Origin of the sequence: Microbacterium wangyouchuni, from assembly GCF_051546305.1 — a bacterium.
Lineage (GTDB): Bacteria > Actinomycetota > Actinomycetes > Actinomycetales > Microbacteriaceae > Microbacterium.
Map to the genome: position 1 here is coordinate 673,725 of NZ_JBPTMA010000001.1, position 26,947 is coordinate 700,671.

The following is a 26,947-nucleotide window of genomic DNA, read 5'->3' on the forward strand; positions in this document are numbered from 1 at the left end:
TCAGCGCGGGGCGTAGCGCTCAGGTTCATGCGTACGTGCGACGAGCGCGCGCAGCTCCTCGAGCGTTGCGGGCGCTGCTCCCAGCGCACGGGCCTGGACGAGCACGTTGCCCAGGGCTGTCGCCTCGACGGGGCCGGCGAGCACCGGCAGACCGGTGCGGTCGGCTGTGGCCTGGCAGAGGAGGCGGTTCAGTGAGCCGCCTCCGACGAGATGGATGCTGTCGAGCTCACGCCCCGACAGCACAGCAGCCGTCTGCACCGCGGTGGCGAACGCTGCGGCGATTGACTCCACGATCGTCCGCGTGAAGGCCGCACGACCCTCCGGAACCGGAGAGCCGTGCGCGCGAAGGACCGCGGCGATCCGGGCTGGCATGTCGCCGGGAGCGCTGAGCGAAGGATCGTTGGCATCGAACACCACGATGTCTCCCGCGACAGCGGCCGCGGCATCCAGCAGCTCGGGCAGATTGATCGGCGCGTCGTCCTCTGCTTCCCACGCCCGCACGGTCTCACTCAGCAGCCAGAGTCCGGTGACATTGTGCAGGAAGCGGTAGCGGCCGTCGACACCGAGCTCATGCGTGAAGTTCGCTTCGCGCGCGGCATCGGTGAGCACCGGCTCGGTTAGTTCTACGCCCACCAAGCCCCACGTACCGCAGGAGATGTACGCCGCATTGGGCGAACTCAGAGGTGCGCCGACAACAGCGGATGCCGTGTCGTGCGAGCCGACCGCGATCACGGGAAGCTCTTTGCCGATGCGTGCGGCGAGTTCTGGGCGCAGCATTCCGATCACCGTGCCGGGGTCGACGAGCTCGGGCAGAAGCGTCGTCGGGATGCTGAGACGTTCGGCCAGCTCCGTGTCCCACTCGCCCGTTCGCACTCCCAGCAGCCCGGTTGTCGAGGCGTTCGTCCGCTCGGCGACCCGCGCACCCGTAAGCAGATGGGCGATGAGGTCGGGGATCAGCAGTGCGCTGTCTGCATCCGGCATCCGTCCATCGACGCGGTACTGATAGAGCGTGTTGAACGGCAGGAACTGCAGGCCGTTGCGCTCATACAGCTCCGCGAACGGAACGATCTCGTGCACCTCGGCGACGCCGCGCTCAGAGCGTGAATCGCGGTAATGGAACGGTTCGGCGAGCAGCTCTCCGTCCCGCAGCAGGCCGTAGTCGACTGCCCAGGAGTCGATGCCGATGCTCTCGATCGCAGGTTCCCGGCGCACGGCCTCGGCAAGTCCATCGACGATGTTCGTGTACAGCGCGTCGAAGTCCCAGTGCAGGCCGTCGGGACCCTCGACCGGACCGTTCGGAAAGCGAGTGACGAGTTCGAGTTCGAGCGTGTTATCGCCTACTCGTCCGATCATGACCCGCCCACTGGTCGCGCCGAGATCGACGGCGGCGACGGTGCGGGTCGGACCCTGAACCTGTCGAAGGGTCATCGCAGGAACGCCGCGGCGACGCCCGAGTCGACGGGGATGTGCAGGCCGGTGGTGCGGCTGAGCTCCGGACCGGTCAGCACGTACACGGCATCCGCGACGTTCTCAGGCACGACCTCGCGCTTGAGGATCGTACGGTTCGCGTAGAACTGGCCGAGATCCTCTTCGTTGACGCCGTAGGTGGCCGCACGGTTCGCGCCCCAGCCGGAGGCGAAGATGCCCGAGCCGCGCACGACACCGTCGGGGTTGATGCCGTTGACGCGGATGCCGTACTCGCCAAGCTCCACAGCCAGCAGTCGCACCTGGTGCGCCTGGTCGGCCTTCGTTGCCGAGTAGGCGATGTTGTTCGGGCCGGCGAAGACGGAGTTCTTCGACGAGATGTAGATGACGTCGCCGCCGAGCTTCTGGTCGATGAGCACGCGGGCTGCGGCCTGGGAGACGAGGAACGAGCCCTTTGCCATGACGTCGTGCTGCAGATCCCAGTCCTTCTCGGTGGTCTCCAGCAGGGGCTTGGAAAGGGAGAGGCCAGCGTTGTTGACGACGAGGTCGACACCGCCGAAGGCGAGGACGGCTTCGTTCATCGCGGCTTGGACCGCTTCGGCATCCGCCACGTTGGCGGCGATGCCGATCGCGACGTCGGTGCCTCCGAGTTCGGCCGCTGCAGCCTGTGCCTTCTCGAGGTCCAGATCCGCGACGACGACGCATGCACCCTCGGCCGCGAGGCGGGTGGCGATGGCCTTGCCGATTCCGGATGCGGCGCCCGTGACGAAGGCGATTCGGCCCTGGTGGGACTTCGGCTTCGGCATGCGCTGGAGCTTCGCTTCTTCCAGTGCCCAGTACTCGATGTTGAACTTCTCCGCGTCCGAGATGGGGGAGTAGGTGGAGAGCGCCTCCGCGCCGCGCATGACGTTGATCGCGTTGACGTAGAACTCGCCGGCGACGCGGGCGGTCTGCTTGTTCGCGCCGTAGCTGAACATGCCGACGCCGGGGATCAGGACGATGAGCGGATCGGCGCCGCGGATCGCCGGGCTTTCCGCGGTCGCATGCGCGTCGTAGTACGCCTGGTAGTCGGTGCGGTACTCGGCGTGCAGCTCGTGCAGGCGAGCGATCTGCTCCTCGGCGGACGCCGTTGCGGGCAGGTCGAGGATCAGTGGCTTGACCTTGGTGCGCAGGAAGTGGTCGGGGCAACTCGTGCCGAGAGCCGTGAGCGCGGGAGCCTTCTCGGATGCCAGGAAGTCGAGCACCACGTCAGAGTCAGTGAAGTGGCCGACCATGGGGTTGTCGGTGGATGCGATGCCGCGGACCGTGCCGGCAAGAGCCGCTGCGCGCTCACGCCGCTCGGTCGGGGCAAGGGCTTCGAAACCGGAGCGCACGCCGCCGAAGGGCTGCGCCTTACCGTTCGCCTCGATGTAGGCCGCGGCCGTGTCGATGATCCACAGCGAGTTCGTCTCGGACTCCTCCGAGGTGTCGCCCCAGGCAGTGATGCCGTGGCCGCCGAGGATGCATCCGATCGCCTGCGGGTTCTGCTTCTTGATCTCGGCGATGTCCAGGCCCAGCTGGAATCCGGGGCGCCGCCACGGCACCCAGACAACCTTGTCGCCGAAGATCGTGGAGGTCAGCTCTTCGCCGTCAGCGGCGGTCGCGATGGCGATGCCGGAATCGGGATGCAGGTGGTCGACGTGCGCAGCATCCACCAGGCCATGCATGGCAGTGTCGATCGACGGGGCGGCGCCACCCTTGCCATGCAGGCAGTAATCGAAAGCGGCGACCATCTCGTCTTCGCGGTCGATGCCCGGGTAGACGTTCACGAGCGCGCGCATGCGGTCCAGACGCAGCACCGCCAGGCCCTGCTCCTTGAGCGTGCCGAGGTCGCCGCCGGATCCCTTGACCCACATCAACTCGACCGGCTGACCGGTGACCGGGTCGGTCTCGGTGCCCTTGGCGGAGGTGTTGCCGCCGGCATAGTTCGTGTTCTTCGGGTCGGCGCCGAGACGGTTCGATCGTTCGATGAGAGATGCTGCGGTGGGGTTGGTCATGACGGCTCCCGCTCAGTGGATGTTACTTTCTGTCAATATTGACAACAAGTGACGTCACGCGCAAGTGGCACGCGGGTCAGAGGATTTCGAGGTGCACTCGGTAGGCGTCAAGGCGAGCGTCAGCCGGGTCAAGTTCGGTGATGAGTATGTCGATGTCTTCAAGGCTCAGGGTGGCTGCAACGGCGACATCATCGAGCTTCGACGAATCGATACACAGCACGGTTCGCTTGCTCTGGGCAGCGAAGGCACGCTTTACCTGGCTCTCCGCGAGTGAGGCTTCCGAAGTCCCGTGGGTGGCATGAACCGCATAGGCGGAGGTGAAAAACGCCTGGTAGAGCATCGATTGCGCGGCATCGCAGGCGATTCGACCGACGAAGCTGCCGGTGGCTGGGTCCTGCTCCCCGCCGATGAGCGCCGCTGTGATCTCATCGATTGAGCGCAGAGCACTGAAATTTTCGTAGGAGTTGGTCGCGACGACGATGCCGGGTCGCGTTCTGACGGCACTGGCCAGCGTGCCAACGGTGCTCGAAGCATCCAGCGCGATAGCGCCGGAGTGCGGCAGCAGATCCGCCGCCTTCGCCGCGATCGCTTGCTTAGCGCGCGTGCGCACCGAACGGCGCTCGCCGAATTGGCGAAGGCCCGCAACTGCCACCGCGCCGCCACGCACGCGACGCAGAAACCCTTCGGTTTCCAGATCATCGAGGTCGCGGCGCACTGTCATTTCGGAGACGCCAAGGTCGGCAGCGAGAAGGTCGATTTGCCCGCTGCCATCGCGTCGAATCGCGGCGAGAATCGCGGTGCGACGCTGCTCGCCTCGCACCGTACTGATCGTAGCCATGAAGTCTCCTGTTCGAACGTGTGACTTTCCACAGGATATCGTTGCGACTCTGGATCGACCGGCGAGCGTAGATCAGTCCGTGAGCGATCTACGTTGATCGCTAGAGCGGCGCACAACGAGTTCGGGCTCGAGAATGACATGGCGGTGGACGTGCTGCTCGTCGCCGGAAGAATGCTCCAGCAGGAGTTCTGCCGCAATCTGACCGAGGTCGTCGATGGGCTGCCGGATCGATGTGAGCGGCATGATCCAGTCCTTCGCGAAATCGATGTCGTCGTAGCCCACGAGTGCGACGTCATCGGGCACGCTGAGACCTGCGCCGACGAGTGCGCGATACGCGCCGAACGCCAGCATGTCGTTGCCGCAGAAGATAGCGTCGGGAACTCCGGCGTCGAGAAGCAGTTCGGCGGCGCGTTGGCCATCACGGATGCCGATTCCGGAGACGCTCACTTCGGTGAGGTGCTGTTTGGGGTCCAGGCCTGCGTCGAGCATCTCCTGCCGTGCGCCGGCCGCACGTCTGGCGAACTGGCGGAGATCGGGGGACCCGCCGATGAAGGCTATGTTCTTGTGGCCGAGGTCAAGCAGGTGTCTGATGGCCAGCCGACCGCCCAGGAAATTGTCGACGGCAACGGAGCACTGGTGCTCACCGCCATCGAAGTCGATCAAGACGACGGGTAGTTTTCCAGGCAGGTCGAGGTAACGGTCGGCGTGACTCTCTGGAGTCGCCGGGGCGAGCAGCACACCGCGCACCCGCTGCGCGGCAAGCATCGACAGGAGCGCCTCTTCGCGATCGAGATCTCCCTCAGAGTTGCAGAGCATGACGACGTGATCCGACTCGCGCACCGCACGTTCGATCGTGTGCGCGGTCTCCATGTAGAACGGGCTCTCCACATCGAGAACGACGAGTCCGATCACGTTGCTCGCTGCTCCCATAAGCACGCGAGCCTGCTGGTTGGGAATGAATCCAAGCTCACGGATCGCATCTTGAACCAGCGTGCGCGTTCGCGGGTGCACGCGTTCCGGGTGGTTGATGGTGTTCGAAACAGTCCCTGTCGCAACGCCTGCCAGTTGGGCGACGTCTCGCAGGCGCACGGGACCGCGCGGTGAGGGGCCCTCGGCTGCCGCCATCTCCGGTCCTCATCCCTGTTGCTGTGCTCGCTCACTCTATGGCCACGGGGGAGCTCTGTTGCAAAGGCCAGTGAGTACGGGTATGTTTTGAAGCGCTTCAGAAAATGAAGCGCTTCAAATTGTTATATCACGCAACGGCGCGGTGGTCCCTGCCTCCTCCGTTGCGATCCCGATCCGCAGTCGCATCAAGGAGAAGATCATGAAGCAACGACGCTTTGCCCCGCTCGCACTGGGCCTCGCAGCAGTCCTTACCCTCGGCCTCGCGGCTTGCACCCCGGGCGGGCAGTCCGCCGAGCCAGGTGGGTCCGCTGGAGAAGGCGGTGCCAGCGACGGCGACTACACGATCGCCATCGTTCCCAAGGACTCCACCAACCCCTGGTTCGTCCGGATGGAGGAGGGCGTGAAGTCCTTCGCCGCCGACACCGGCATGGACGTGTACCAGAAGGGGCCCGCCGAGACTGATGCGACGATGCAGGCGCAGGTCATTCAAGATCTCATCGCTCAGGGCGTCGACGCAATCGGAGTAGTGCCGGTCGACCCGGGTGCGCTCGAGACCGTTCTCAAGCAGGCGATGGATGCCGGAATCGTCGTGGTCACGCACGAGGGTGCCAGCCAGGAGAACACGATGTACGACATCGAGGCGTTCAACAACAGCGACTACGGCGCATTCATCATGGATAACCTTGCCGATGCGATGGGTGAAGAAGGCGTGTACACGACCATGGTCGGTCACGTCACCAACGCCTCGCACAACGAGTGGGCTGACGGCGCTGTCGCTCAGGCAGACGCCGAGTACCCGAACATGACGCTGCTCGAGGCAGAGCCCCGTGTCGAGTCACAGGATGACGGGGAGGTTGCCTACCAAGCAGCCAAGGAGCTGCTGAAGAAATATCCCGAGATCGAGGGCATCGTTGGAACGTCGTCATTCGACGCCCCCGGTGTCGCCCGCGCGATCGAAGAGCTTGGCTTGACCGGCAAGGTTTTCGTCACCGGCACAGGCATGCCCGCTGCTAACAAGTCGATTCTTGACAAGGGTCTCGTGAAGTCGCTGACGCTGTGGGATCCGGCTGACGCAGGCTACGCTCTTGCGGCTCTGGCCGAGAAGATCCTCAACGGTGACGAGATCGGCGATGGACTCAACCTCGGTGTCACCGGATACGAAGACATGCAGTTCGCCGAGGGGAGCGACAAGGTGCTGGAGGGCAACGGCTGGGTTGTCATCACGAAGGACAACGTGGACGACTACGGATTCTGATCCGAACTGGGTGTGGTCGGGCAATGCCCGGCCACACCCGCACCTCTGAGTACGAAAGGAAGCGCTCATGGGCGACAACGTCATCGCTGTGCGCGGCGTCAGCAAGGCCTTTGCGGGCGTGCAGGCACTGCACGACATCTCGCTGGAGATCGCCCCGGGCGAGATCCACTGCCTTGCCGGTGAGAACGGCAGCGGAAAATCGACTCTGATCAAGGTCATCTCGGGGGTGCATGCCCCGGACGCAGGCACTATCGAGGTTGGTGGAGAGGTCTTCACCAAGCTCAACCCGCGTGAGGCCATTGCCAACGGCGTACAGGTCATCTACCAAGACTTCTCGGTGTTTCCGAACCTGTCGGTGATGGAGAACCTGGCGATGCCAGCCGAGCTCGCCAGCAGTCGGCCGTTGGTCAGCTGGCGACGCATGCGCGAAGTCGCGAAGCAAGCGCTGGCGAAAATTGATGTGCAGATCGACCTGGATGAGATGGTCGGGACGCTCTCCGTTGCCCAAAAGCAGCTGGTCGCCATTGCCCGAGCACTGATGAGCGATGCGCGGCTGATCATCATGGATGAGCCGACTACTGCGCTGACTCGTCGCGAGGTGCGGCGCCTGTTCGGAATCATCCTCGACCTCAAGGCGCGAGGCATCGCGACGCTGTTCGTGAGCCACAAGCTCGAGGAAGTCTTCGAAATCAGCGAGCGCTTCACCATTATCCGGAACGGCAAGCACGTCATCACCTGTCTGCCCGAGGAGCTGGACCGCAAGTCTTTTTCGACGTATATGACCGGTCGGGAATTCGACGAGACTCGATTCACTCCAGAGCTCAGCGACACAGCCCCGGTACTCGAGGTCTCCGGCCTCGGCCTCGATGGCGCGTTCGACAACGTCGATCTGGCGCTGCGGCCGGGAGAAATTCTCGGGATCACCGGTCTGCTCGGCTCCGGACGCACGGAACTGGCCCTGGCGCTGTTCGGCGCGTTGAGGGCGGAGACCGGTGAGATCCGGATCGATGGCAAGCCCGTCCGCCTGGAAGGCGTGCGTAGCGCCATCGCCCACGGCATCGGCTATGTTCCGGAGGACCGTCTGACCGAGGGGCTCTTCCTCGAGCGGTCTATCGGGTCCAACATTGTGATCTCAGAAATCGATTCATTCGTCTCTTCTTTGGGCATTCTCGATCAGAGAAAAGCGGATGCCGAGGCTCGTCGCTGGGTCGATGAACTCCGCATCGCTACCCCTGATCCAGAGAATGCCGTCAACACGCTGTCGGGGGGAAATCAACAACGCATCGTGCTGGCAAAATGGCTGGCCACCCACCCGCGCGTGCTCATCCTCAACGGGCCGACCGTCGGGGTGGACATCGGCTCTAAGCACGACATCCACCGGGTGTTGCGTGATCTCGCCGCCGAGGGACTTGCGGTGATCATCATCTCGGATGACATTCCCGAGGTACTTGAAAACTGCAACCGTGTGCTCGTCATGAACTCCGGTCGCATCGTCAGTGAGCTCGATCCCGCCGTTACGGGTGAGCACGATCTGGTGGCTCTGATGTCCGAAGACATCGATGCTGCCGCGAAGGGAGAGTGACGTGCAGACCTTCATACACAAGATACTGCGAGCGAACGAGTTCTACCTGCTGCTGGTCATCGTCGCGCTGAGCCTGATCATCCAGGCTCGTAGCGGACAATTCTTCAGCGCAAACAACCTCGTCGACCTCGCCAATGCCATGGTCGTGCCAGGGATCTTCGCGGTCGGCGCGTTTCTCGTTCTGGTCTCGGGTGGCATCGATGTCTCGTTCCCCGCGCTAGCCTCGCTCGCGGTCTACGCGACCACCCGCATCCTCGTTGATGCCGGCTGGGGCGGCGGAATCTGGCTGCCGCTGATCATGGCCATCATCTTCGGTGCACTGCTGGGGGCGTTCAATGGTCTATTCACCTCGCGGATCGCGATACCGGTGCTGATCATCACGCTGGGCACGGCAAACGTGTTCTCCGGATTTATGCAGGGAGCGCTCGGCTCGGTCCAGATCCCGAACATCCCCGTTGGGATGAGCGAGTTCGGTCGTGCGACGCTGTTCGTCGCGACGAACCCGAAGTCGGGTCTGACCTCGAGCATGCCGGTGGCATTCCTGCTGCTCGTAGCTGTCGTCGTCGGTGCATTCCTGCTTTTGCGATACACGAAGTTCGGCCGGGGTATCTATGCCATCGGTGGGGACGAGAGCGCGGCATCCCGTGCCGGATTCAACGTGCGCCGCATCAAGTTCTGGCTATACGTCATCGTCGGTGCCACCGCTGCGATCGCGGGTCTGGTCCGCACAAGCATGATGGACCAGATGCATCCGACCAACCTTCTCGGCATGGAGCTGATGGTCATCGCCGCCGTTGTTCTTGGCGGCACTGCGATCACGGGCGGCACCGGAACGCTGACCGGCGCGATGCTCGGCACCTTGCTGATCGTCATCGTGCAAAACAGCATGATCCTCGTCGGCATCCCGACGTTCTGGCAGGGTTTCGCTCTCGGCGTGCTCATCATCATCGGAACGGGAATCTCGGCGATCCAACTGACTCGACGGGCGCGCAAGCGCTCGGCGGTGCTGGTCTGAGAAGGGAAACGCACACGATGTTCTCTACGGCTACCTCTTCGAAGCCCCGCCTGTCGATCCTGCGCGACCAACACGTGGTGCGTCTTGCCGCGGTCTTGGCTCTACTGCTGATCTTCTTCGCGGTGATGAAACCCCAGTACTTCTTCGGCGCTCCCACCTGGCAGTCGATGGCCATCCAGTTCCCCGAGTTTGCCCTCATGGCGCTCGGTGTGATGCTGACGATGGTGATCGGCGGAATCGACTTGTCCGTCGTTGGCGTCGCTAATATGACGGCGATCGGCAGCGCCTCGCTGATGCTTGCGATCGCACCGGAAGGAGCGGATGCTGGGCAAGGTAATCTTGCACTCGCCTCGGGGATCGCGCTCTCGCTCGTGGTCGGTGCCTTGGCCGGGGCGTTCAACGGCTTCCTCGTTGCGAAGGTGCGCATACCGGCGATCCTGGTGACGCTGGGTACGTTTGAGCTGTTCACCGGCATCGCCATCATCATCAGCGCGGGAAAGCCGATCAGCGGCCTCCCTCCGCAGTACGCCGAGGTGATGGCGGCTCGAATCGCTGGTATCCCGATGCCGCTGATCATCTTCGTCATCGCGGCGATTCTGGTCGGCCTGCTCATGTACAAGACAGCCTTCGGTACGAAGCTCTACATGCTCGGATCGAATGAGACGGCGGCGAAGTTCAGCGGGCTGAAGACGACGAGTCTGATCATTCGCACCTACATGTTCTCCGGCATCCTGGCCAGCACAGCAGGCCTGGTGATGCTCGCGAACTACAACTCGGCGAAGGCTGACTACGGCTCGACCTACACACTGCTCGCGGTGCTGATCGTGGTGTTGGGCGGCATTAACCCCAACGGCGGATCCGGGCGACTCTCGGGCGTGATCCTGGCGGTGGTCGTGCTGCAGGTCCTCTCGTCACTGCTGAATGCGTTCCCGCACATCAGTAACTTCTACCGACCACTGATCTGGGGCGGCGTTCTGCTGCTCGTGATCGTCGTCAACCAGTGGGACAAACGCGGCAACCTCATGAAGTTGCTGCGATGGAAAGGAAACCAAGCATGAGACTCGTCAAGGACCGCCACGTCGTCGTCGGCGCCGATTTCGCCGGGTTCGCACTGAAAGAAGCCGTCAAGAAGCATCTGGAGGAGCGCGGCTGGACGGTCAAGGACCTGACCCCCTCAAAGGATGTCACTCCTATGTATCACCGGGTTGGTTTCCTGGTCGGCTCCCAGATCTCCGAGGGGGAGTACGAGAAAGCGCTGGCGTTCTGTGGCTCGGGCATGGGCATCCATGTCGCGGCCAGCAAATGCCCGCATGTGCACGCAGCCGTGTGCGAAAGCGTGTCGGCTGCGAAGCGAGCCTCAACGGCGAACAACTGCAACCTGATGGCGATGGGCGGGTTCTTCATCGGTCCGCGTCTGGGCAAAGCGATGGCGGATGCCTTCCTCGACAACACATTCGGAGCGGGCTACGAGGACTGGCGGGGCTTCGACGATTACCACCGGATCGGATATGAGGAGTGTGAGCACTTCGACTACGAGGCGTACCGCGCCAACGGATTCCAGGTGCCGAACCCGCGTGAGGCGGAACTCGGCCCGGAACCCATCGGTTTGGCGTTCTAAGCAAGAGAAGAGGAGATCGTCATGGCACGGATTCTGTTGGCGGGGGAGTCATGGTCGACCACGACCCTGCACACCAAGGGCTTTGATACGTTCACGACGTCGTCATACGGCGAGGGCGCGGATGATTTCATCCGTGCGGTGGAGGCCGGCGGTCACACCGTTGACTTCCAACCCAACCATGTCGCGGCTGAGCGGTTCCCGACCGATCAGGCAGCGCTCGCCGACGTTGATGTCGTGGTTCTCAGCGACATCGGTGCGAACACGCTACTGCTTCCCGATCGCGTGTTCAGCAGGGGTGAGCGCATCCCGAACCGTCTGCAGCTCCTCGTCGACTGGGTTCGCGACGGAGGTGCACTGTTGATGGTCGGCGGCTATCTGAGCTTCCAGGGCATCGAGGCGAAGGCGAACTATCGCAATACCCCACTCGCCGAGATCCTGCCGGTCGAAATGGAGACCGGAGATGACCGCGAGGAGACGCCCCAGGGGGTGGAACCCGTCGTCACTGCGCAGCATCCGATCACTGCCGGACTCGCCGAGACATGGCCGCACGTTCTGGGATATCACCGGGTCACACCGCGCTCCGGCGCAGACGTGCTGGCGACGGCAGGCGAACACCCGCTCGTCATCGTCGACCGCGAGGGCGCCGGCCGCGTCGGGGCGTTCATGAGTGATATGGGCCCGCACTGGCTGCCGCCGGCGTTCCTCGCCTGGGATGGATTCGGCCCGATGTGGTGCAACCTCATCGAGTGGCTCGTCGACGGAAGCGCGGAGTGACGCCGAGCTTCGCTGCGCTCGATTTCGGCGCGACGAGCGGGCGAGTGATCGTCGGAACGCTCACGGACGGTCACGTGCAGATGCGCGAGGTCGGCAGATTCGCGAACACCCCGGTCATCGTTTCCGGACGAATGCACTGGGACACACTTTCGTTGTGGAACGGCGCCATGACGCATCTGCGTGAAGCGGTTCGCGAGACGCCCGGGCTCCTATCGGTCGCGACCGACAGTTGGGGCGTGGATTACGGGCTGTTTCGTCGCGGACGGATGTTGGGAAACCCGGTGCACTACCGCGATGAGCGGACGCTGTCGCAGGTCGACCGTGTGCACTCGCGGATGTCGGAGGCCCAGATTTATGCCCGGGCCGGCATCCAGATTCTCCCGATCAATACGATCTATCAGTTGGCGGCTGACGCCGAGGATGGTCTGCTGGACGTCGCGGATACAGCGCTGCTTACACCGGATCTGTTCTCGTTCTGGCTGAGTGGCGAGCGAGTCGCGGAGCGCACGATCGCCTCGACCACGTCGCTGATGAGCGCGCGCACGGGTGAGTGGGATGGCTCGCTTCTGGATACAGTGGGCATCGATCGGGCGCTGCTGCCGCCGATCGTGGCATCTGGAACTCGACTCGGACAGGTCACCACCGAGGTCGCTGAAGGCCTCGGGGCGTCGCTCGACGTCGTCACTGTCGCAGCCCATGACACCGCCTCTGCTGTCGTCGCGATTCCTATGTCGGAGGATGGCGCTGCATTCGTCTCATGCGGAACCTGGGGACTGGTCGGCGTCGAACGGGTCGAACCCGTGCTCACCGAACAAGCACGCATCGCAGGGTTCACGAACGAGTCTGGCACTGACGGCCGCCACCTCATCATGCGCAACGGCATGGGCCTCTGGATGCTGAGCGAATCGATGAGGCTGTGGGAGCGTGAACGCGGATCGATTGACCTCGGTGCGCTGATCGCCGCGGCGGAAGCGGTGGAGCTCGAGGTCTCGGTCGTCGACGTGGATGACGCGGTATTCCAGACACCGGGCGATATGCCGGCTCGGATCGCGACCTGGTGTGCTGAGCGCGGACTCCGGGTTCCGCAGGGAATGGCCGAAATTGCCCGCTGCATCATCGAATCCCTCGCGCAGGCATTTGCGGATGCTGCCGCTGAAGCAGCAGAGCTGACCGGACAGCGGCTGACCCAGATCAACATGGTGGGCGGCGGATCGCGCAATGCTCTGCTGTGTCGGCGCACGGCCGAGCGCGCAGATGTCCCCGTCCTCGCAGGGCCCGACGAAGCTACGGCGCTAGGCAGCATCCTTGTGCAGGCTCGCAGTATGGGCGAGCTCGACGGAACGCTGGAAGACCTGCGGGTGGTTGCCACGCGAACCGTCTCGCCGAAGAGGTACGCCCCGCGATGACATGCAATACGGAAGAGAGCAGTAGACATGAACGCACGGATCAGTCCCGACCTCGTCAGCGAAGAGCTGATCGCCCTCACTCGCCGACTCGGCCTGCCAGAGCGCGATCTGGTGATTCTCGCCGAGGGCAATACGAGCGAGCAGATTGATGACACGACCGTCGTGGTCAAAGCATCCGGGTCTTCGATGGCGGATGCTACGGCCGAGACTTTCGTGACGGTTGATCAGGAGGAGCTGCTGCGGGTTCTGCGTGATCCTGCCACCACACAGGATGATCTCACCGCGGCTCTGACAACTCAGAGCGGTGTGCGGGCGTCAATCGAGTCGCTGGTGCACGTTGCCGCTCGCGCCTTCGGTTCGAAGAAGTACGTCGCGCACACGCACCCGACCGATGTCGTGGCGCTGCTGGCGAGCGTGGAAGCTGCGACTTCATTCGCTTTGCCCGTGTACTCGGAGGAGTACATGGTGCTAGGCAAGCCGCTATTCGTGCCCTATGCCCAGCCGGGAATCGAACTGGGCCGCGTGTTCCTCGAACTGCTCGAGGGGTATGTTGCCGAGCACGGCGAGACGCCGTCATTGGTGCTGTTGGGAAACCACGGAATCATCGCGATCTCTGACACAGCGTCCGGAGCGGAGGGCATCTCACTGATGGCAGTCAAGAGTGCCCGCGTTCGCCTGGGCGCGCGAGCAGCAGGCGGAGTTGCGACGCTCGACGCCGAGACCACTGCGGCGTACTTCGATCGGCCCGATTTTCGGGCTCGTCGCGCGGGGCTTGCCGGGGCGTAAGACTCTGCAAACGGGCCGCACGCTCATCGGAGGGATGAGCGTGCGGCCCGTTAGTGCATGCGCTCAGGCGCCCCAACCGGCCTGGACGCCGCCGACGCGGTCGGCAGCGATCTGCTGCTGATATCCAGATGCTGCATACGCTGCCATCGGGTCGGCGGCGAGGCCGCGGGACTCCCGCCACTCGGCAAGTGCCGGGCGGACGTCGGTGTAGAAGGCATCCATCATCACGGCATTGGCCGCGAGAACGTCGCCGGAGCGCTGGGCGGCGGTGAGGGCATCCGTGTTGACGAGCAGCGCGCGGGCGGTCATCTCCTGGACGTTCAGCACCGAGCGGATCTGACCGGGGATCTTGTCCTCGACGTTGTGGCACTGGTCGAGCATGAAGGCCACATCGGGGTTGTTGAGCCCGCCGCCGCGGACGACCTCGAAGAGGATGCGGAACAGCTGGAACGGGTCGGCTGCACCGACGATCAGGTCATCGTCAGCGTAGAAGCGCGAGTTAAAGTCGAACGAGCCGAGTTTGCCGAGGCGCAACAGCTGCATGACGATGAACTCGATGTTCGTGCCGGGGGCGTGGTGACCGGTGTCGAGGCAGACGAGTGCCTTGTCGCCGAGCGCGCTCACCTGCGCGTACGAGGTACCCCAGTCCGGAACGTCCATGTGGTAGAAAGCGGGCTCGAAGAACTTGTACTCCAGTACCAGACGCTGGTTCTCGCCGAGGCGCGCGTAGATCTGCTGCAGTGACTCCTGCAGGCGGTCCTGACGGCCGCGCATGTCGGCCTGGCCCGGGTAGTTCGAGCCCTCCGCCAGCCAGATCTTCAAGTCGCGGCTGCCGGTGGCATCCATCACGTCGATGCACGCGAGGTGGTGATCGATGGCCTTTCGGCGCACGGCAGCATCCTCGTGGGTCAGGGCGCCGAACTTGTAATCGTCATCCTGGAAGGTGTTCGAGTTCACGGTGCCGAGGGCAACGCCGTGATCTTCGGCGTGCTTGCGCAGATCATCGAAATCGCACATGTCCCACGGAATGTGCAGGGCGACGACAGGAGCGAGCGCGGTGTACTTGTGCACCTGCGCGGCATCCGCGATCTTCTCGAACGGGTCGCGGGGCGTGCCGGGGGTGCCGAACACCTTGAAGCGGGTCCCGGAGTTTCCGAACGCCCAGGACGGGAGTTCGATCGACTGCTTCTCGAGCTCGGTCAGCTGATCGGGGGAGAGGATGCTCATGTTGCACTGCTTTCGTTGTCGGATGCTGCGGCGGAGAGCTGCTCCGCCAGGTTGAAGACTTCGGTGAGTGGTGTTGCGGCCTGATCAGGACGGCCGTCGAGGCCGACGAAGAACCGAGCCATTTCGGATTCCCAGCGCGTGGCGACTGCGGACTGCGCGAGATACGCCTGAGCGGCAGCGTCGTCGTCGGTCTCGTAATAGCCGATCAGGCGACCGCTCTCGCCCAGGAAGAGTGAATAGTTGCGCCTGCCGGATGCTGCGATCTCGGCCAGCATCTCGGGCCAGACGGGGCTGTGCCGCTCAAGGTACTCTTCGAGCAGCTCGGGGCGGATTTGAAGCTGGAAGCAGTAGCGGGTGGCGCTGGTCATCGTCGTCCGTTCATGAATCGTTTCAACACACAATGCTACGGAGTTTTCACGGGTCACGTCAAGTGCGAGAGCTGTTCCCGGATACACTCGCGTCAGCATGGATGCGAGGAGTTTCGAATGACGGTTAGCGTACGAGATGTCGCAATAGCGGCGGGTGTATCGGTCGGCACGGTCTCGAACGTGATGAATCGTCCGGATAAAGTCGCACCGGCCACCGTGGCGCGCGTTGCCGCAGCCATTGAGGAGCTCGGGTTCGTCAGGAATGATGCCGCTCGACAGCTACGGGCCGGGCGAAGCCGCAGCATCGGCATGATCGTGCTCGATGCGAGCAACCCCTTCTTTGCTGCGGTCGCGCGCGGCGCCGAGGCGCGTGCCGAGGAGGACCGGTTGTCGGTGCTGCTGGGAAACAGCGACGAGGATCCCGCTCGAGAAGAGGCGTACATCGACCTGTTTCGGGAGCAGCGGGTGAACGGTGTGCTCATCACTCCGACATCGACTGCTACCGAGATGCTCGCGCGTTTGCGTGACGCCGGTGTTCCCGTCGTGCTCGTCGACCATGAAATGCCGAACAGTCAGTTCTGCTCAGTGTCGGTCGATGACGTTGAGGGGGGCCAGCTGGCAACTGAGCATCTCTTGCAGCAGGGGCGGCGGAAGCTCGCTTTTGTTGGCGGTCCAGCCTCGATTCCACAGGTCGAGCACCGTCTCGAAGGTGCCCGGCGCGCGGTCGCCGAGGTGCCTGGAGCATCGCTCGAAGTGATTGAGATGCCAGCGCTGACGGTGCTCAACGGGCGAACTGCCGGAGAGGTCATCTCGCGACGCGAGCCTGCGCAGCGACCGGACGGTGTGTTCGCGGCGAACGATCTGCTCGCCGTCGGCCTGCTGCAGGGGCTCTCGATATTCGGCGGCATGCGAGTGCCCGAAGATATCGCCTTGATCGGATACGACGACATCGACTTCGCTGAGGCGACGGTGGTGCCGCTGAGCTCCGTGCGTCAGCCCGCGCAGAAGATTGGGCACACTGCAGTGGAACTGCTGCTCAAAGTCATCGAGAACCCGGACGGCGAGTACGAACGACGCGTGCGCTTTCGGCCTGAGCTGGTGGTTCGTCGCTCGTCTGGCGGCTGAGCTGGGGGCCAAATCGGGCTGCTGACGAGTGCGGTTCGAGCTCGGTTCGTCGCTGGTGTGGGAACCAGTTATGATGGACGAGCGCATCCGAGTTTTGGCCTGGATGCCTGGAGACGTCGCATAGTGGCCTAGTGCACCACCCTGCTAAGGTGGAGTCCTCTCTAAGGGGACCGAGGGTTCAAATCCCTCCGTCTCCGCCATAAAAGCCCTGGTCGGAAGCTATTTTTTAAATGCTCTGCATTGGGTTTGCGTCAAATCGCCCACGGAATCGTCGGCCAAGAGTGTCCGTTCCGCCCGGCAAGCATGCGTGAAAGTGCTGATCACGTCGCATTTCCCTAAGGCTTGGCGCACGGAGACGGAGGGATCTTTTCTCTCGGTCTCCCGACGCCCCGCGCCTAAGTCCCGGAGCCGTTCTATTTCTGCAAGAGGTGACCTACCTTTTCAGCCGAGATGCGCGCCTCGAGCGCCGCTCACCACACTGTGGGCCGGACTTTTCCGGTTGGGTCCGATGGGTTTGTTCGAGTTCGATACGGCGACGCGCGTGTCCACAGGGAAGCCGCTGCTTGACTTCTTGATCCGAGAGCACGGTGTTCAACCCGGAGAGCGAGCTCTACGGGTTTGATGTCAAGTCATGGCTCTTCGCGATGCAGTGGTTGCTCAGGAGATAATGTGCTCAAGTGGAGAGGAGCACGGCGGTGTCAGGGGTTGACAAAAAGTTTCCGGCCAAACGGGTCACAGCGGCTGATGTCGCGCGTTCAATAGGTTTGTCCCGCGCTACCGTCGGTTTTGTTTTCAACGACACCCCGGGGCAGACCATTCCGGAGTCCACCCGCCAGCGGGTGTTCAGCGAAGCACGGCGGCTCGGCTACAAACCGCACACCGCGGCACGTGCTCTCGCGAGCGGTCGAAGTCACATCGTGCTGATCCTGCTGCCCGACTGGCCCGTCGACCACAGCATGAGGGCACATTTGGATGAGGCATCGCTGGTGCTCGATCGGGCCGGGTACTCGATGGTGACGATGACGCCGCATCCAGGGGGACAGGCGGTTCCTCTCTGGGAGAGCCTGAGTCCCGAGGTGGTCATCGCGTTGGCTCCGCTCTCGGACGCGCAGCATTCGGCGATTGTCGCAACCGGTGCACACACGCTGGTCCCCGGTAGGGATGCCCTGGAACTAGGACGTGAGCTCCATTTCGAAGAAGGCCCCAGCCTTCAAGTAGAGCACCTCGTGAACTCCGGCCGTCTCCAGATTGCTTTTGTGGGGACAACTGATCCGAGGCTGCAGGATCTGGTTTCACAGCGCAGTGGGCTGGCGGATAAGACGCACCTTGCCATCACCGGGCGGCCCCTGGTGGCAAGCGTCGCCGTGAACGAGTCCACCGTCGGATCGACGCTCGCCGAGCTCGTCAACAACGGAGTCGATGGGATCGTGGCGTACAACGACGACGTGGGCGCTCTCGTTCTCGGTGCCGCCATTCGCGCGAGCCTGCCCGTGCCGGGCACTCTCGCGATCGTCGGCCACGATGACACCCCGCTGGCTCGTCTCGTGGTCCCGGCTCTCTCAAGTGTTCGTGTGGACACCGCGGGTCTAGGGCGATTCCTCGCTGAGCTCGCTCTGAGTCGTGTGACGGCTTCTGACTACCCCCAGGCAGGCCCGGAAGCGACTGCTGTTCTAGTGCGTCGGGAGACTAGCTAGTACCTAGTGCTTTGCGCTCGTGAGCTGCGTCCCGTATCCTGAGGTAGCGCGCGCTAGTGGCACGCCTCATGACATCGGAGTCTCATGGCATTCAACGACGAAAACACCCCAGCGGGTGCGCCCACTCAGACTGGTGCATCCACCAAGGTCGAAGTGGTACTTCCGGACCCACAGAAAAAGGTGAGTCGACTCTTCATCACCTTGTTCGGGCTGTTGAACTTCGGCCTCTACCTGACCGTGATGATGCCTGCGTTGTTCAGCCTTCCCTACAAGGTCGGCGTGTTGGACCCAGGCAACAAGGCTGCTCTTCTCGGACTGGTCGCGACAGTGGGTGCCGTCGTCGGGCTCATCGCTGGGCCGGTCGCCGGCGTGCTCAGTGACCGCACCCACACGCGAATCGGTCGACGCCGGCCCTGGCTTATCGGCGGCATCATCGTGCTCGCGATCGGATCGACCATCGTCGCACTCTCAGACTCGGTACCCATGCTGATCCTGGGTTGGGTCGTGGTCTCTCTCGGCGGCGCTTGCAACGCTGCGGCAATTACGCCGCTCGTCGCGGAGCGTGTGCCTGAGGCTCAGCGGGGAATCATGGGCGCGATCGTCGGCGTCGCCACTCAATTGGGCGGAGTATTGGGTTACACGATCGGCGGACTCTTCACGACGAACCTGCTGCTGATGTTCCTCATCCCGGTCATCACGCTCGCCGTGGTCGGTGCGATCTTCATGATCTTCATCTCGGATCCGATCGTAACTCTTCCTCACACCTCGCTGGCCCAGACTTTCCGGCTGCTCGTCTTCAACCCGCGTAAGCACCGCGACTTTTCACTGGTGTGGCTCGGCAAGCTGCTCATGCAGACCGCGCTGGCCTTTCTCACCACATACCAGCTGTACTTTCTGCTGGATCGGATCGGATTCACCGCCGAGCAGGCCGGGGCGCAGCTCGCGGTGGTGGGTGGTCTCGGCATCCTCATCACCATGACGTTCGCCATCGTCTCCGGCACACTCTCGGATCGACTCAAGCGACGCAAGGCCTTCATCTATGGCGCGTCCGGCCTCACGGCTACGGGGCTGGCGCTTATGGCATTCGCTGATGGGTTTGGTCTATTTTTCGCCGCAGTACTGTGCATTCTCGGTGCTGCCGGAATGTTTGGCGCGGTCGACGTCGCGATGGCGAGCGATCTGATTCCCGATCGGGAACAGGCAGGGCGCTGGATGTCGATCTACAACCTTGCGGCGACCCTGTCGACGGCGATCGCTCCGGTTATTGGTGCAGCCCTGCTGCTGATTGGGCCCAGCGCTGGTGGGAACTACACGGCTTTGTTCCTGGTCGGAGCGCTGCTCGCCCTTGGCGTTGGCGTTACAACTAGCTTTGTGAAAGGTGTGCGTTGAGCATGACCTCGTCCGCTACAAGTGCACTCTCCGTCGAAGAGACGCTCGCCGCAATGACTCTCCACGAGAAGGTCGGGATTCTCGAGGGTGTTGAATTTTGGAACACCGCCGCGATCGAGCGGCTCGGCGTCCCCGCGCTCTATCTGACCGATGGGCCGCATGGAGTGCGAAAGGTGAGGGCTGCGGCAGGAGCCTTTGGTGTCGGTGACAACGAGCCATCGACCGCTTTTCCCACTTCCGCGACCGTCGCAAACTCGTGGAGTCCTGAGAACGCAAGACTGATCGGAGTCGCTATCGGTCGCGAATCGGCCGATAGCGGGGTGGATGTGCTGCTCGCCCCGGGCGTGAACATCAAACGCAATCCTTTGTGTGGCCGCAACTTCGAGTACTTCTCCGAGGACCCGCTCGTATCTGGGATGCTCGGGGCGGCTTTCGTGCAGGGCATTCAGTCTGAAGGGATCGCCGCCTCTGTCAAGCATTTCGCGGCCAACTCGAACGAGAATTTCCGTTTCGTCGGCGATAGTCAGGTAGACGAGCGCGCTCTCCGCGAGATCTACCTGCGCCAGTTTGAACGCGTCGTCACACACGCTAAGCCACACACCGTGATGTGCGCGTACAACGCGATCGGAGGCGTCTTCAGCTCCGACAACCGTGAGTTGCTCACCCGCATCCTTCGCGATGAGTGGGGGTTTGATGGCGTCGTGATGACGGACTGGGGAGCTACCCATGACCGTATCGAGAGCATACAAGCGGGCTGCGAGCTCGACATGCCAGGCGGCACCGGACACAACGGAGAGCAACTCATCGCCGCGATCGGAGACGGGCGCCTCGATCTGGCAGTGCTCGACGAAGCGGTGCGCCGCATGCTAACCCTCGTCGAGCGGATGACGGTCGCACCCCGGCGACTCGGTCATGACCCGGTGGAGCACCGCGAGCTCGCCCGGCAGGTCGCCACCGAGGGGGCGGTGCTTCTCGCCAACGACGGCATCTTGCCACTCGACCAGCGCGCCGACTCGCTGCTCATCGTCGGCGAAATGTTCAAGCAGATGCGTTTCCAGGGTGCCGGCTCGTCGCTCATCAACCCGACCGAGGTCGTGAGCCCCCAAATCGCTTTCGACCACCGTGGCATTGACTACATCTACGCCACCGGATACCGCAGCACGTATCCCAAGCGCGATCCGGCGATGGAAAACGAAGCACTCGCGGCCGCGAAATCAGCCAGCACCGTGCTGTTCTTCGGAGGGCTCACTGACCTCGAAGAGAGCGAAGGATTCGACCGAGAGTCGATGGCTCTGGGAGAAAATCAAACCGCACTGCTGCGGCAGTTGCTCGACTCCGGCGCTCGGGTCGTGCTCGTGTTGTTCGCCGGCGCGCCCGTCGAGCTGCCGTTCGCCGACGAACTGGCGGCGGTACTCGATATGTACCTTCCGGGAATGGCCGGAGGAGAGGCCGCTGCTGCCCTCCTCTTCGGGGAAGCAAACCCCTCAGGCAGGCTCGCCGAAAGCTGGCCTCTTACCGCGGGTGATGCCAGCTCCGCGGCCGACTTCGACCACGGAACAGTAGCCCAGTACTACGAATCGATCTATGTGGGTTATCGCTTCTATGACAAAGCCAAGACCGTGCTTCGTTACGCCTTCGGGCACGGCCTGTCGTACACCCAGTTCGACTACGGCGACCTCGCGGTGAGCGTGCAGGACGGCCGCGTAGGCGTCAGCGTCCATGTATCAAATACCGGAAGCCGCGACGGGGCAGAAGTCGTGCAGCTGTACGTCCGCAACAACGCGGGAGAGGTGTTCAAGGCAGAGAAAGAGCTCCGCGCGTTCACGAGGGTCGAGGTTCCGGCAGGAGACACCGTGGAGGCTGCGCTTTCGTTTGAGCTGTCCGATCTCGCCTACTGGGATGTACGCGACCGCGGGTGGATTCTCGAAAACGGCGATTATGAAATTCTTATAGCGGCGTCCTCCGACGACATCCGATCGACCGCGCCGCTGCGCATTTCTTCGGGCCGCGACTCACGCTCTCCCTACCTCCCCGAGGTCGAGCGCGCGTATGCGATGCCGCCGGTGCAGATTCCGGAGAGCTTCTCGCTGCTGTTGGGGCGAGAGGTTCCGATTCACTCTCGGTCCCATCGCCTCACGATGGAGACTCGACTTGCCGATGCGCGGCACTCCGTCATGGGCGCAATCATGTACCAGACAGTTGTTTCCCGAATGAAAAAGGACTACCTGACGGCGCTCGCATTGCCTGACGGTCTCGAGCGTGACGCGCGCGTCAAGAATGCGCACTTCGTGTTGCGGATGATGCCGTTCAACTCGTTGAGAAGCATGGCCATGTCGGCATCCGGTCAGTTTCCCTTTAACCTCGCTCAAGGCATCGCAGATATTGCTGCATTCCACCCCATCCGCGGCCTGCGCCGAATACTGGGCAAGAAAGCACGTTCATGAAGATCACGTCATTGACCATCGATGGGCTTGCCTCCGGTCTCGTCACGGATGAGGCTCCTCGCATCTCGTTTGCGTTGGGGGCCGAGGCTCCTGGAGAAAACCTGCAGTCAGCCGTCATCGCTGTCGACGGTTGGAGCGTAGAAACGCGCGAGCAGATCGGAACGGTGTATGCCGGACCGCTCAAACCTTTCACGGAGTATCTCGTACGTGTAACGGCCACAGGGTCGAGCGGAGACGTGGCGGAGGCTGCAACCTCGTTCCGCGCCGGACGGTTGGAAACACCCTGGTCGGGACAATGGATTACAGACCGTGCTTACGAGACACCCAAGAAGCAATCCCCGGTACCGATGTCGTTCCGCAAGACCTTCGTCGTCGGTGCCGGCTTGCGACGTGCCTGGCTTGAGGCCACCGCTCTGGGAGTGTATGAACTCGAGCTCAACGGCGCCAAAGTAGGGGCAGACTATTTCGCCCCGGGGTTCACCTCCTACGAGAACCAGATCCAGTATCAAACCTACGATCTCGATGGGCTTGGTGATGGTGAAAACACCCTCACCGCGACTGTCGCCGGAGGCTGGGCTGTGGGCTCGTATACCCACAAGCGTAAGAACAAGATCTACGCGGACCGCCAGGCCTTTCTGTGCGAGCTTCACTTGGAGTATGCGGATGGGACTGTCGAGGTGATCGCGACCGGTCCGGACTGGCAAGTCAGCACCGACGGGCCATTCAGGATGGCGGAGTGGTACGACGGCGAGACATACGACGCAACCGTCGCCCAGGAAAGCCAGAGTTGGAAGCAAGCAGACACCGCCGCGCCGCGGGGGACTCCGCGGATTGTCGCCCAGTACGGCTCGCCGGTTCGTGCGCAGCAGGTGATGCATCCCGTCGCCCACTCCGTGGCAGCTAGTGGGGAGCTGATCTTTGACTTCGGGCAGAACTTCGCGGGCGTCGTGAGCGCGATAGTCCGGGGAAAGCGCGGACAGACCGTGACCTTCCGGCACGCCGAGGTGCTCGTCGACGGCGAACTGTTCGTGAAGTCGTTGCGCACCGCGAAAGCCACTGCAACGTACACGTGTGTCGAGGGCGAACAGACCTACTCGCCCCGACTGACCTACATGGGATTTCGCTATGTTGGCGTGAGCGGAATCACTGCCGAGGACCTGGACCTCACGGCTCTCGTGGTGCACTCAGACCTGGCGGAGACGGGTTCTTTTACTTCGTCGGATCCCCTCATCAATGCGCTGCAGTCCGCGATCCAGTGGGGTGGCCGATCCAACTTCGTGGACATCCCGACGGACTGCCCGCAGCGGGACGAGCGCGAGGGCTGGACCGGGGACTACGCGGTCTTCGCGACCACGGCGTCTTACAACTTCGACATGAGCAGGTTCATGCGCAAGTGGCTGCGCGATCTGAAGTCCGAGCAGAGCCCCGGTGGTGGCATCCCTATGGTGGTGCCTCGCGCGGGTAATGGCTTCCCGGTGATGGCAACATCCTGCTGGGGTGATGTCTGTGTGCTTGCGCCGTGGGCCGAGTATCTCGCGCGCGGTGACCTCGGTCTTCTGCGCGACCAGTATGAAACGATGACCAAGTTCCTCGGTGCCGCCTCCTGGTGGTCGGGCCTCTTCTCGGTCACCAAGAACGCGCGGCGCATCTGGCGCTTTCCCTTCCACTTTGGGGACTGGACGGCTCCAGACGGTGCGGTACGGGACTGGCTCGCCAAGGGCAAGTGGATCGGCACCGCGTACTTTGCCAACTCCTGTGGAATCGTCGCCGATATCGCTGACCTGCTCGGCAATCCCGGGGACGCCGCGCGCTATCGGGCGCTCCGCGAGGAGATCATCGTTGCGTACCGCGCCAAATTCACTGACGGCAATGGCTTGCTCGCCAAGGAGTTCCAGACCGGTTACGTACTTCCCTTGCACTTCGGGATGACCAGCGGGGCCGAGACCGACCAGATGGCCGACAACTTGGTTCGACTCATCGATGACGCCGATGGTCACCTGGCAACGGGGTTCCCCGGAACCCCGTACATTCTGTTCGCGCTGTCTGACAATGGTCGAGTGGATGACGCGTTCCGGTTGCTGCAGCAGACATCCAGCCCGTCGTGGCTGTACATGGTCGAGTCCGGTGGCACCACGATCTGGGAGCGATGGGACGCGCTGCGGCCCGATGGCACCGTCAACACGTCGAGCCTCACGGCCGGTGGGGGAGACGACAGTTCGGACGGCGGGATGGTGTCCTTCAATCACTATGCCGCGGGCGCGGTGGGCGACTGGCTCTACCGTCGGGTGGCGGGCATCGAACCCATCGAGGGTGGATACCGCAGTTTCCGAGTCGCCCCACTCATGGGTGGGGGGCTCGCGTCTGCGCGCGGAAGCGTGACAACTCCCTATGGGCAGGCGTCGTCGGACTGGAGCGTCGCCGACGGCGTTTTCACTCTCGCGGTGGAGGTGCCGGTCTCGACATCGTGCACCATCGTGTTGCCTGACGGCACTGAGCACGTGCGCACCAGTGGGCGCCACGAGTTCCAGTGCGAATTCGTCGCAGCGTAACTCGTCCATGCTGGCATACGGTCGGATGATCCAGTGGATGCCTTCATCATCCAGTGAACAGGGGAGCTAGTGACTCACGGGCAGAGATTTGATGTGCTGGCGGACGCCTCCCTCGGCACTGCGTCGGTCAGTCCCACCTTGTTCGGGCTCTTCTACGAAGACCTCAACAGGGCGTGCGACGGAGGCCTCAACGCGAACGTCATCGCCAACCACAGCTTCGACGGAACATACCTCGACCGACGGCTTCACAATGAACTCATCGCCATGACGACCAAACGTCGGGGACGGGTGGCACGAGATCCGGGGCGGCACTGGCAGGTTCTGAAGGGATCGCTTGAGGTGCTGGACGTCGGAGGGATCACACCCGAGGCCAGATTTGGGCGCCTGACAATTGAGGACGGTAGAGCGGTCGTCCGTAACGGTGGGTATCAACCGACCGGTGAAAGAGGCCGCGCGGTCATTGCAGCAACCATCGGTGTCGACATGGTCTTGTCGGTGTGGCTACGCTCTCACCGCTTCTCGGGTCGCGTATCAGCGCGCCTGGTACAGCCCGACGGAACAATCGCGGGAGAAGTACCCTTCACTCTCGCCGAGGATGCTCGTGATGGCGCTTGGCAGCAGGCATCCTTTCCAATCCCTGTCTCTCGCACGGGTCGTGTGCACTTCGAGATCGAACTGGAGGGTGAAGGGCATCTCGATATCGATGAGGTGTCGCTGGTACCTGCCGACCACTGGGGAGCCGGTGATCCTCGCTGGTCGCAGGGAATCTTCCGACGCGACCTCATCGAGACCCTCGCGGCACTCAACCCGAAGTTCATGCGCTTCCCCGGCGGCTGCGTTGTGGAGGGAATGGGCGGCGACAACGCCTATGACTGGAAGCGCACTGTTGGTCCGCTTCACCAACGCCGAGCGGACTACAACCTTTGGGGCCTACGAGTTGCCGACGGCGACTACAGTCAGTCCAACCAGATCGGCTACTACGAATTCTTCCTGCTCTGCGAAGACCTCGGTATGGAGCCGATTCCGATCGTCCCCGCGGGAATCAGCTGCCAGTTCCGCAGCAGGGAGTGCATCAGACACAACGACCCCGACTTTGACCATGTTCGCCAGGACGTGCTCGACCTCATCGACTGGGCGACAGGGGGTCCTGCCGATAGCTCATGGGCCGCACTGCGGGCGGAGGCTGGACATCCGGAGCCGTTCCCTCTGAAGTACCTCGGGATAGGGAACGAGAATTACGGCACGCACTATTTCGAGAACTACGCGAAGATCCGGGAAGCAGTTCGCAGCCGCAATCCTGAGATCGTCCCGATCCTCAGCGCTGGACCCTTCGCGCAGGGGAAGGCGTTTGACGCCACCTGGGAGTTCGCGAGAGGGCAAGAGGGCGCTCTCATAGTGGATGAGCACTTCTACAAGTCACCGGCCTGGTTTCTCTCTCATGCTGATCGCTACGACAAGATCGACCGAGAAGGCGCCCAGGTCTTTGTTGGCGAGTATGCCGCCAAGTCGGTCACCGCAAAAACTGAGCCAAACACTTTCGAGAGTGCGCTCGCCGAGGCGGCTTTTCTCACCGGAGTTGAGCGCAATTCCGATGTCATAGCGATGACCTCGTACGCACCCCTGCTCAACAATGTCGGTTCACGACTGTGGCCACATAACTTGATCGATTTCAACCCCGAGACCGTCATGCCAACAGTCAACTACGAGGTGCAGAGACTATTCGGGAACACTATTGGAGCGACCGTTGTCCCCGTCGTGTCCGACCCGCCGCAGGGCATTTTCGTCTCCAGCACCGCGACGTCTGACCTGCAGTACGTCAAGATCGTGAACACGACGAACTCGCCGACCGTCGCTGAACTGGTACTTCCGGCCGTCTCAAATGGAGAGTATGTCGTCACCCGGCTTTCGGCTGAGCTCGGCGCGGCGAACTCTCTGACGTTTGAGGGAGCAGGCGAGTCAGTGCTGTCACCGTCGGATGCCTTGGTGCGCGTTCGCGACGGACGAGTTCGCATCGAGGTGGTGGCTCAATCCATAGCTTCACTGGTCGCAACCAGGGCTGCGCCGATCCCCTGAGGGCGTCACGATACGCGGGCGTCTCGCGGCAAACATCCTCACCGCAGACTTGATTGAGGCACTTGCAGCGTGAGGCGCTCGCGAGAGTCAGGATCCGTGTGTCGGCGGCGCTTGAAAACTGGACAGTAGCGGCGCTTGAAAAGTGAACACTCAACTATTGGAGAGTGATCACTTTGGAAGATTGGGCATTGATTCGGAGGCTGGCCGCGGAGGGCGAG

At 62.8% G+C, this 26,947-nt stretch carries 20 protein-coding genes and 1 tRNA gene; 15 read left to right on the top strand and 6 right to left on the bottom strand.

Annotation, left to right across the window (positions count from 1 at the left end; genetic code table 11):
* The 4 genes from ACSS7Z_RS03275 to ACSS7Z_RS03290 all read right to left on the bottom strand — a co-directional run bounded on the left by ACSS7Z_RS03275 (position 1) and on the right by ACSS7Z_RS03290 (position 5,424).
* Entirely contained in the window at positions 1-1,428 is a 1,428-nt protein-coding gene (locus tag ACSS7Z_RS03275) for a rhamnulokinase (RefSeq protein WP_438253028.1), read from the bottom strand.
* Positions 1,425-3,461: a bifunctional aldolase/short-chain dehydrogenase gene (locus ACSS7Z_RS03280; RefSeq protein ID WP_438253029.1), complete on the bottom strand. Its 2,037-nt coding sequence runs from the start codon at positions 3,459-3,461 to the stop codon at positions 1,425-1,427. The genes ACSS7Z_RS03275 and ACSS7Z_RS03280 overlap by 4 nt, the downstream gene beginning before the upstream one ends.
* A gap of 76 nt (positions 3,462-3,537) precedes the next feature.
* Complete coding sequence (locus tag ACSS7Z_RS03285) at positions 3,538-4,299, bottom strand: DeoR/GlpR family DNA-binding transcription regulator (protein ID WP_438253030.1); 762 nt, start codon at positions 4,297-4,299, stop codon at positions 3,538-3,540.
* A gap of 72 nt (positions 4,300-4,371) precedes the next feature.
* Complete coding sequence (locus tag ACSS7Z_RS03290) at positions 4,372-5,424, bottom strand: LacI family DNA-binding transcriptional regulator (RefSeq protein WP_438253031.1); 1,053 nt, start codon at positions 5,422-5,424, stop codon at positions 4,372-4,374.
* A gap of 199 nt (positions 5,425-5,623) precedes the next feature.
* On the opposite strand from ACSS7Z_RS03290, the gene ACSS7Z_RS03295 reads away from it, so the two are divergent.
* From ACSS7Z_RS03295 to ACSS7Z_RS03330, 8 genes are all read left to right on the top strand, one after another.
* Positions 5,624-6,679, top strand: a complete 1,056-nt coding sequence (locus tag ACSS7Z_RS03295; protein ID WP_438253032.1) for an autoinducer 2 ABC transporter substrate-binding protein — start codon at positions 5,624-5,626, stop codon at positions 6,677-6,679.
* A 67-nt stretch (positions 6,680-6,746) separates the two neighbouring features.
* On the top strand, positions 6,747-8,261 hold the full coding sequence (locus ACSS7Z_RS03300) for a sugar ABC transporter ATP-binding protein (RefSeq protein ID WP_438253033.1): 1,515 nt from the start codon (positions 6,747-6,749) through the stop codon (positions 8,259-8,261).
* A gap of 1 nt (position 8,262) precedes the next feature.
* Entirely contained in the window at positions 8,263-9,276 is a 1,014-nt protein-coding gene (locus ACSS7Z_RS03305) for an ABC transporter permease (RefSeq protein ID WP_438253034.1), read from the top strand.
* Between the two features lie 17 nt (positions 9,277-9,293).
* Positions 9,294-10,334 carry an ABC transporter permease gene (locus ACSS7Z_RS03310; protein ID WP_438253035.1) on the top strand — a complete coding sequence of 347 codons (1,041 nt, stop codon included), beginning with the start codon at positions 9,294-9,296 and terminating at the stop codon, positions 10,332-10,334.
* A complete protein-coding gene (locus ACSS7Z_RS03315; protein ID WP_438253036.1) occupies positions 10,331-10,894 on the top strand; it encodes an RpiB/LacA/LacB family sugar-phosphate isomerase in 564 nt (187 codons plus the stop codon). Before ACSS7Z_RS03310 ends, ACSS7Z_RS03315 begins: the two co-directional genes overlap by 4 nt.
* 21 nt (positions 10,895-10,915) lie before the next feature.
* Complete coding sequence (locus tag ACSS7Z_RS03320) at positions 10,916-11,668, top strand: glutamine amidotransferase (RefSeq protein ID WP_438253037.1); 753 nt, start codon at positions 10,916-10,918, stop codon at positions 11,666-11,668.
* A complete protein-coding gene (locus tag ACSS7Z_RS03325; protein ID WP_438253038.1) occupies positions 11,641-13,074 on the top strand; it encodes a rhamnulokinase in 1,434 nt (477 codons plus the stop codon). The genes ACSS7Z_RS03320 and ACSS7Z_RS03325 overlap by 28 nt, the downstream gene beginning before the upstream one ends.
* Before the next feature lie 27 nt (positions 13,075-13,101).
* Complete coding sequence (locus ACSS7Z_RS03330) at positions 13,102-13,860, top strand: class II aldolase/adducin family protein (protein ID WP_438253039.1); 759 nt, start codon at positions 13,102-13,104, stop codon at positions 13,858-13,860.
* A gap of 63 nt (positions 13,861-13,923) precedes the next feature.
* Here the strand turns inward: ACSS7Z_RS03330 and rhaI are convergent, their stop codons facing one another.
* The gene (rhaI, locus tag ACSS7Z_RS03335) at positions 13,924-15,087 is read right to left on the bottom strand and encodes an L-rhamnose isomerase (protein WP_438253040.1); all 1,164 of its coding nucleotides are present in this window, start codon (positions 15,085-15,087) and stop codon (positions 13,924-13,926) included.
* Positions 15,084-15,455 (bottom strand): L-rhamnose mutarotase, encoded by a 372-nt coding sequence (locus ACSS7Z_RS03340; protein ID WP_438253041.1) that lies wholly within the window; start codon positions 15,453-15,455, stop codon positions 15,084-15,086. The genes rhaI and ACSS7Z_RS03340 overlap by 4 nt, the downstream gene beginning before the upstream one ends.
* Positions 15,456-15,572: 117 nt before the next feature.
* On the opposite strand from ACSS7Z_RS03340, the gene ACSS7Z_RS03345 reads away from it, so the two are divergent.
* The 7 genes from ACSS7Z_RS03345 to ACSS7Z_RS03375 all read left to right on the top strand — a co-directional run bounded on the left by ACSS7Z_RS03345 (position 15,573) and on the right by ACSS7Z_RS03375 (position 26,729).
* Positions 15,573-16,580 carry a LacI family DNA-binding transcriptional regulator gene (locus ACSS7Z_RS03345; protein ID WP_438253042.1) on the top strand — a complete coding sequence of 336 codons (1,008 nt, stop codon included), beginning with the start codon at positions 15,573-15,575 and terminating at the stop codon, positions 16,578-16,580.
* A 109-nt stretch (positions 16,581-16,689) separates the two neighbouring features.
* Positions 16,690-16,780: transfer RNA gene (locus tag ACSS7Z_RS03350), tRNA-Ser, on the top strand.
* 564 nt (positions 16,781-17,344) lie between these two features.
* Positions 17,345-18,274, top strand: coding sequence for a LacI family DNA-binding transcriptional regulator (locus ACSS7Z_RS03355; protein ID WP_438253043.1), 930 nt, complete (start codon positions 17,345-17,347; stop codon positions 18,272-18,274).
* A gap of 84 nt (positions 18,275-18,358) precedes the next feature.
* Complete coding sequence (locus ACSS7Z_RS03360) at positions 18,359-19,663, top strand: MFS transporter (protein ID WP_438253044.1); 1,305 nt, start codon at positions 18,359-18,361, stop codon at positions 19,661-19,663.
* Between the two features lie 2 nt (positions 19,664-19,665).
* Positions 19,666-22,107, top strand: a complete 2,442-nt coding sequence (locus ACSS7Z_RS03365; protein ID WP_438253045.1) for a glycoside hydrolase family 3 C-terminal domain-containing protein — start codon at positions 19,666-19,668, stop codon at positions 22,105-22,107.
* The gene (locus ACSS7Z_RS03370; protein WP_438253046.1) at positions 22,104-24,656 is read left to right on the top strand and encodes a family 78 glycoside hydrolase catalytic domain; all 2,553 of its coding nucleotides are present in this window, start codon (positions 22,104-22,106) and stop codon (positions 24,654-24,656) included. Before ACSS7Z_RS03365 ends, ACSS7Z_RS03370 begins: the two co-directional genes overlap by 4 nt.
* Before the next feature lie 69 nt (positions 24,657-24,725).
* Entirely contained in the window at positions 24,726-26,729 is a 2,004-nt protein-coding gene (locus ACSS7Z_RS03375) for an alpha-L-arabinofuranosidase family protein (RefSeq protein ID WP_438253048.1), read from the top strand.
* Positions 26,730-26,947: the final 218 nt, after the last annotated feature.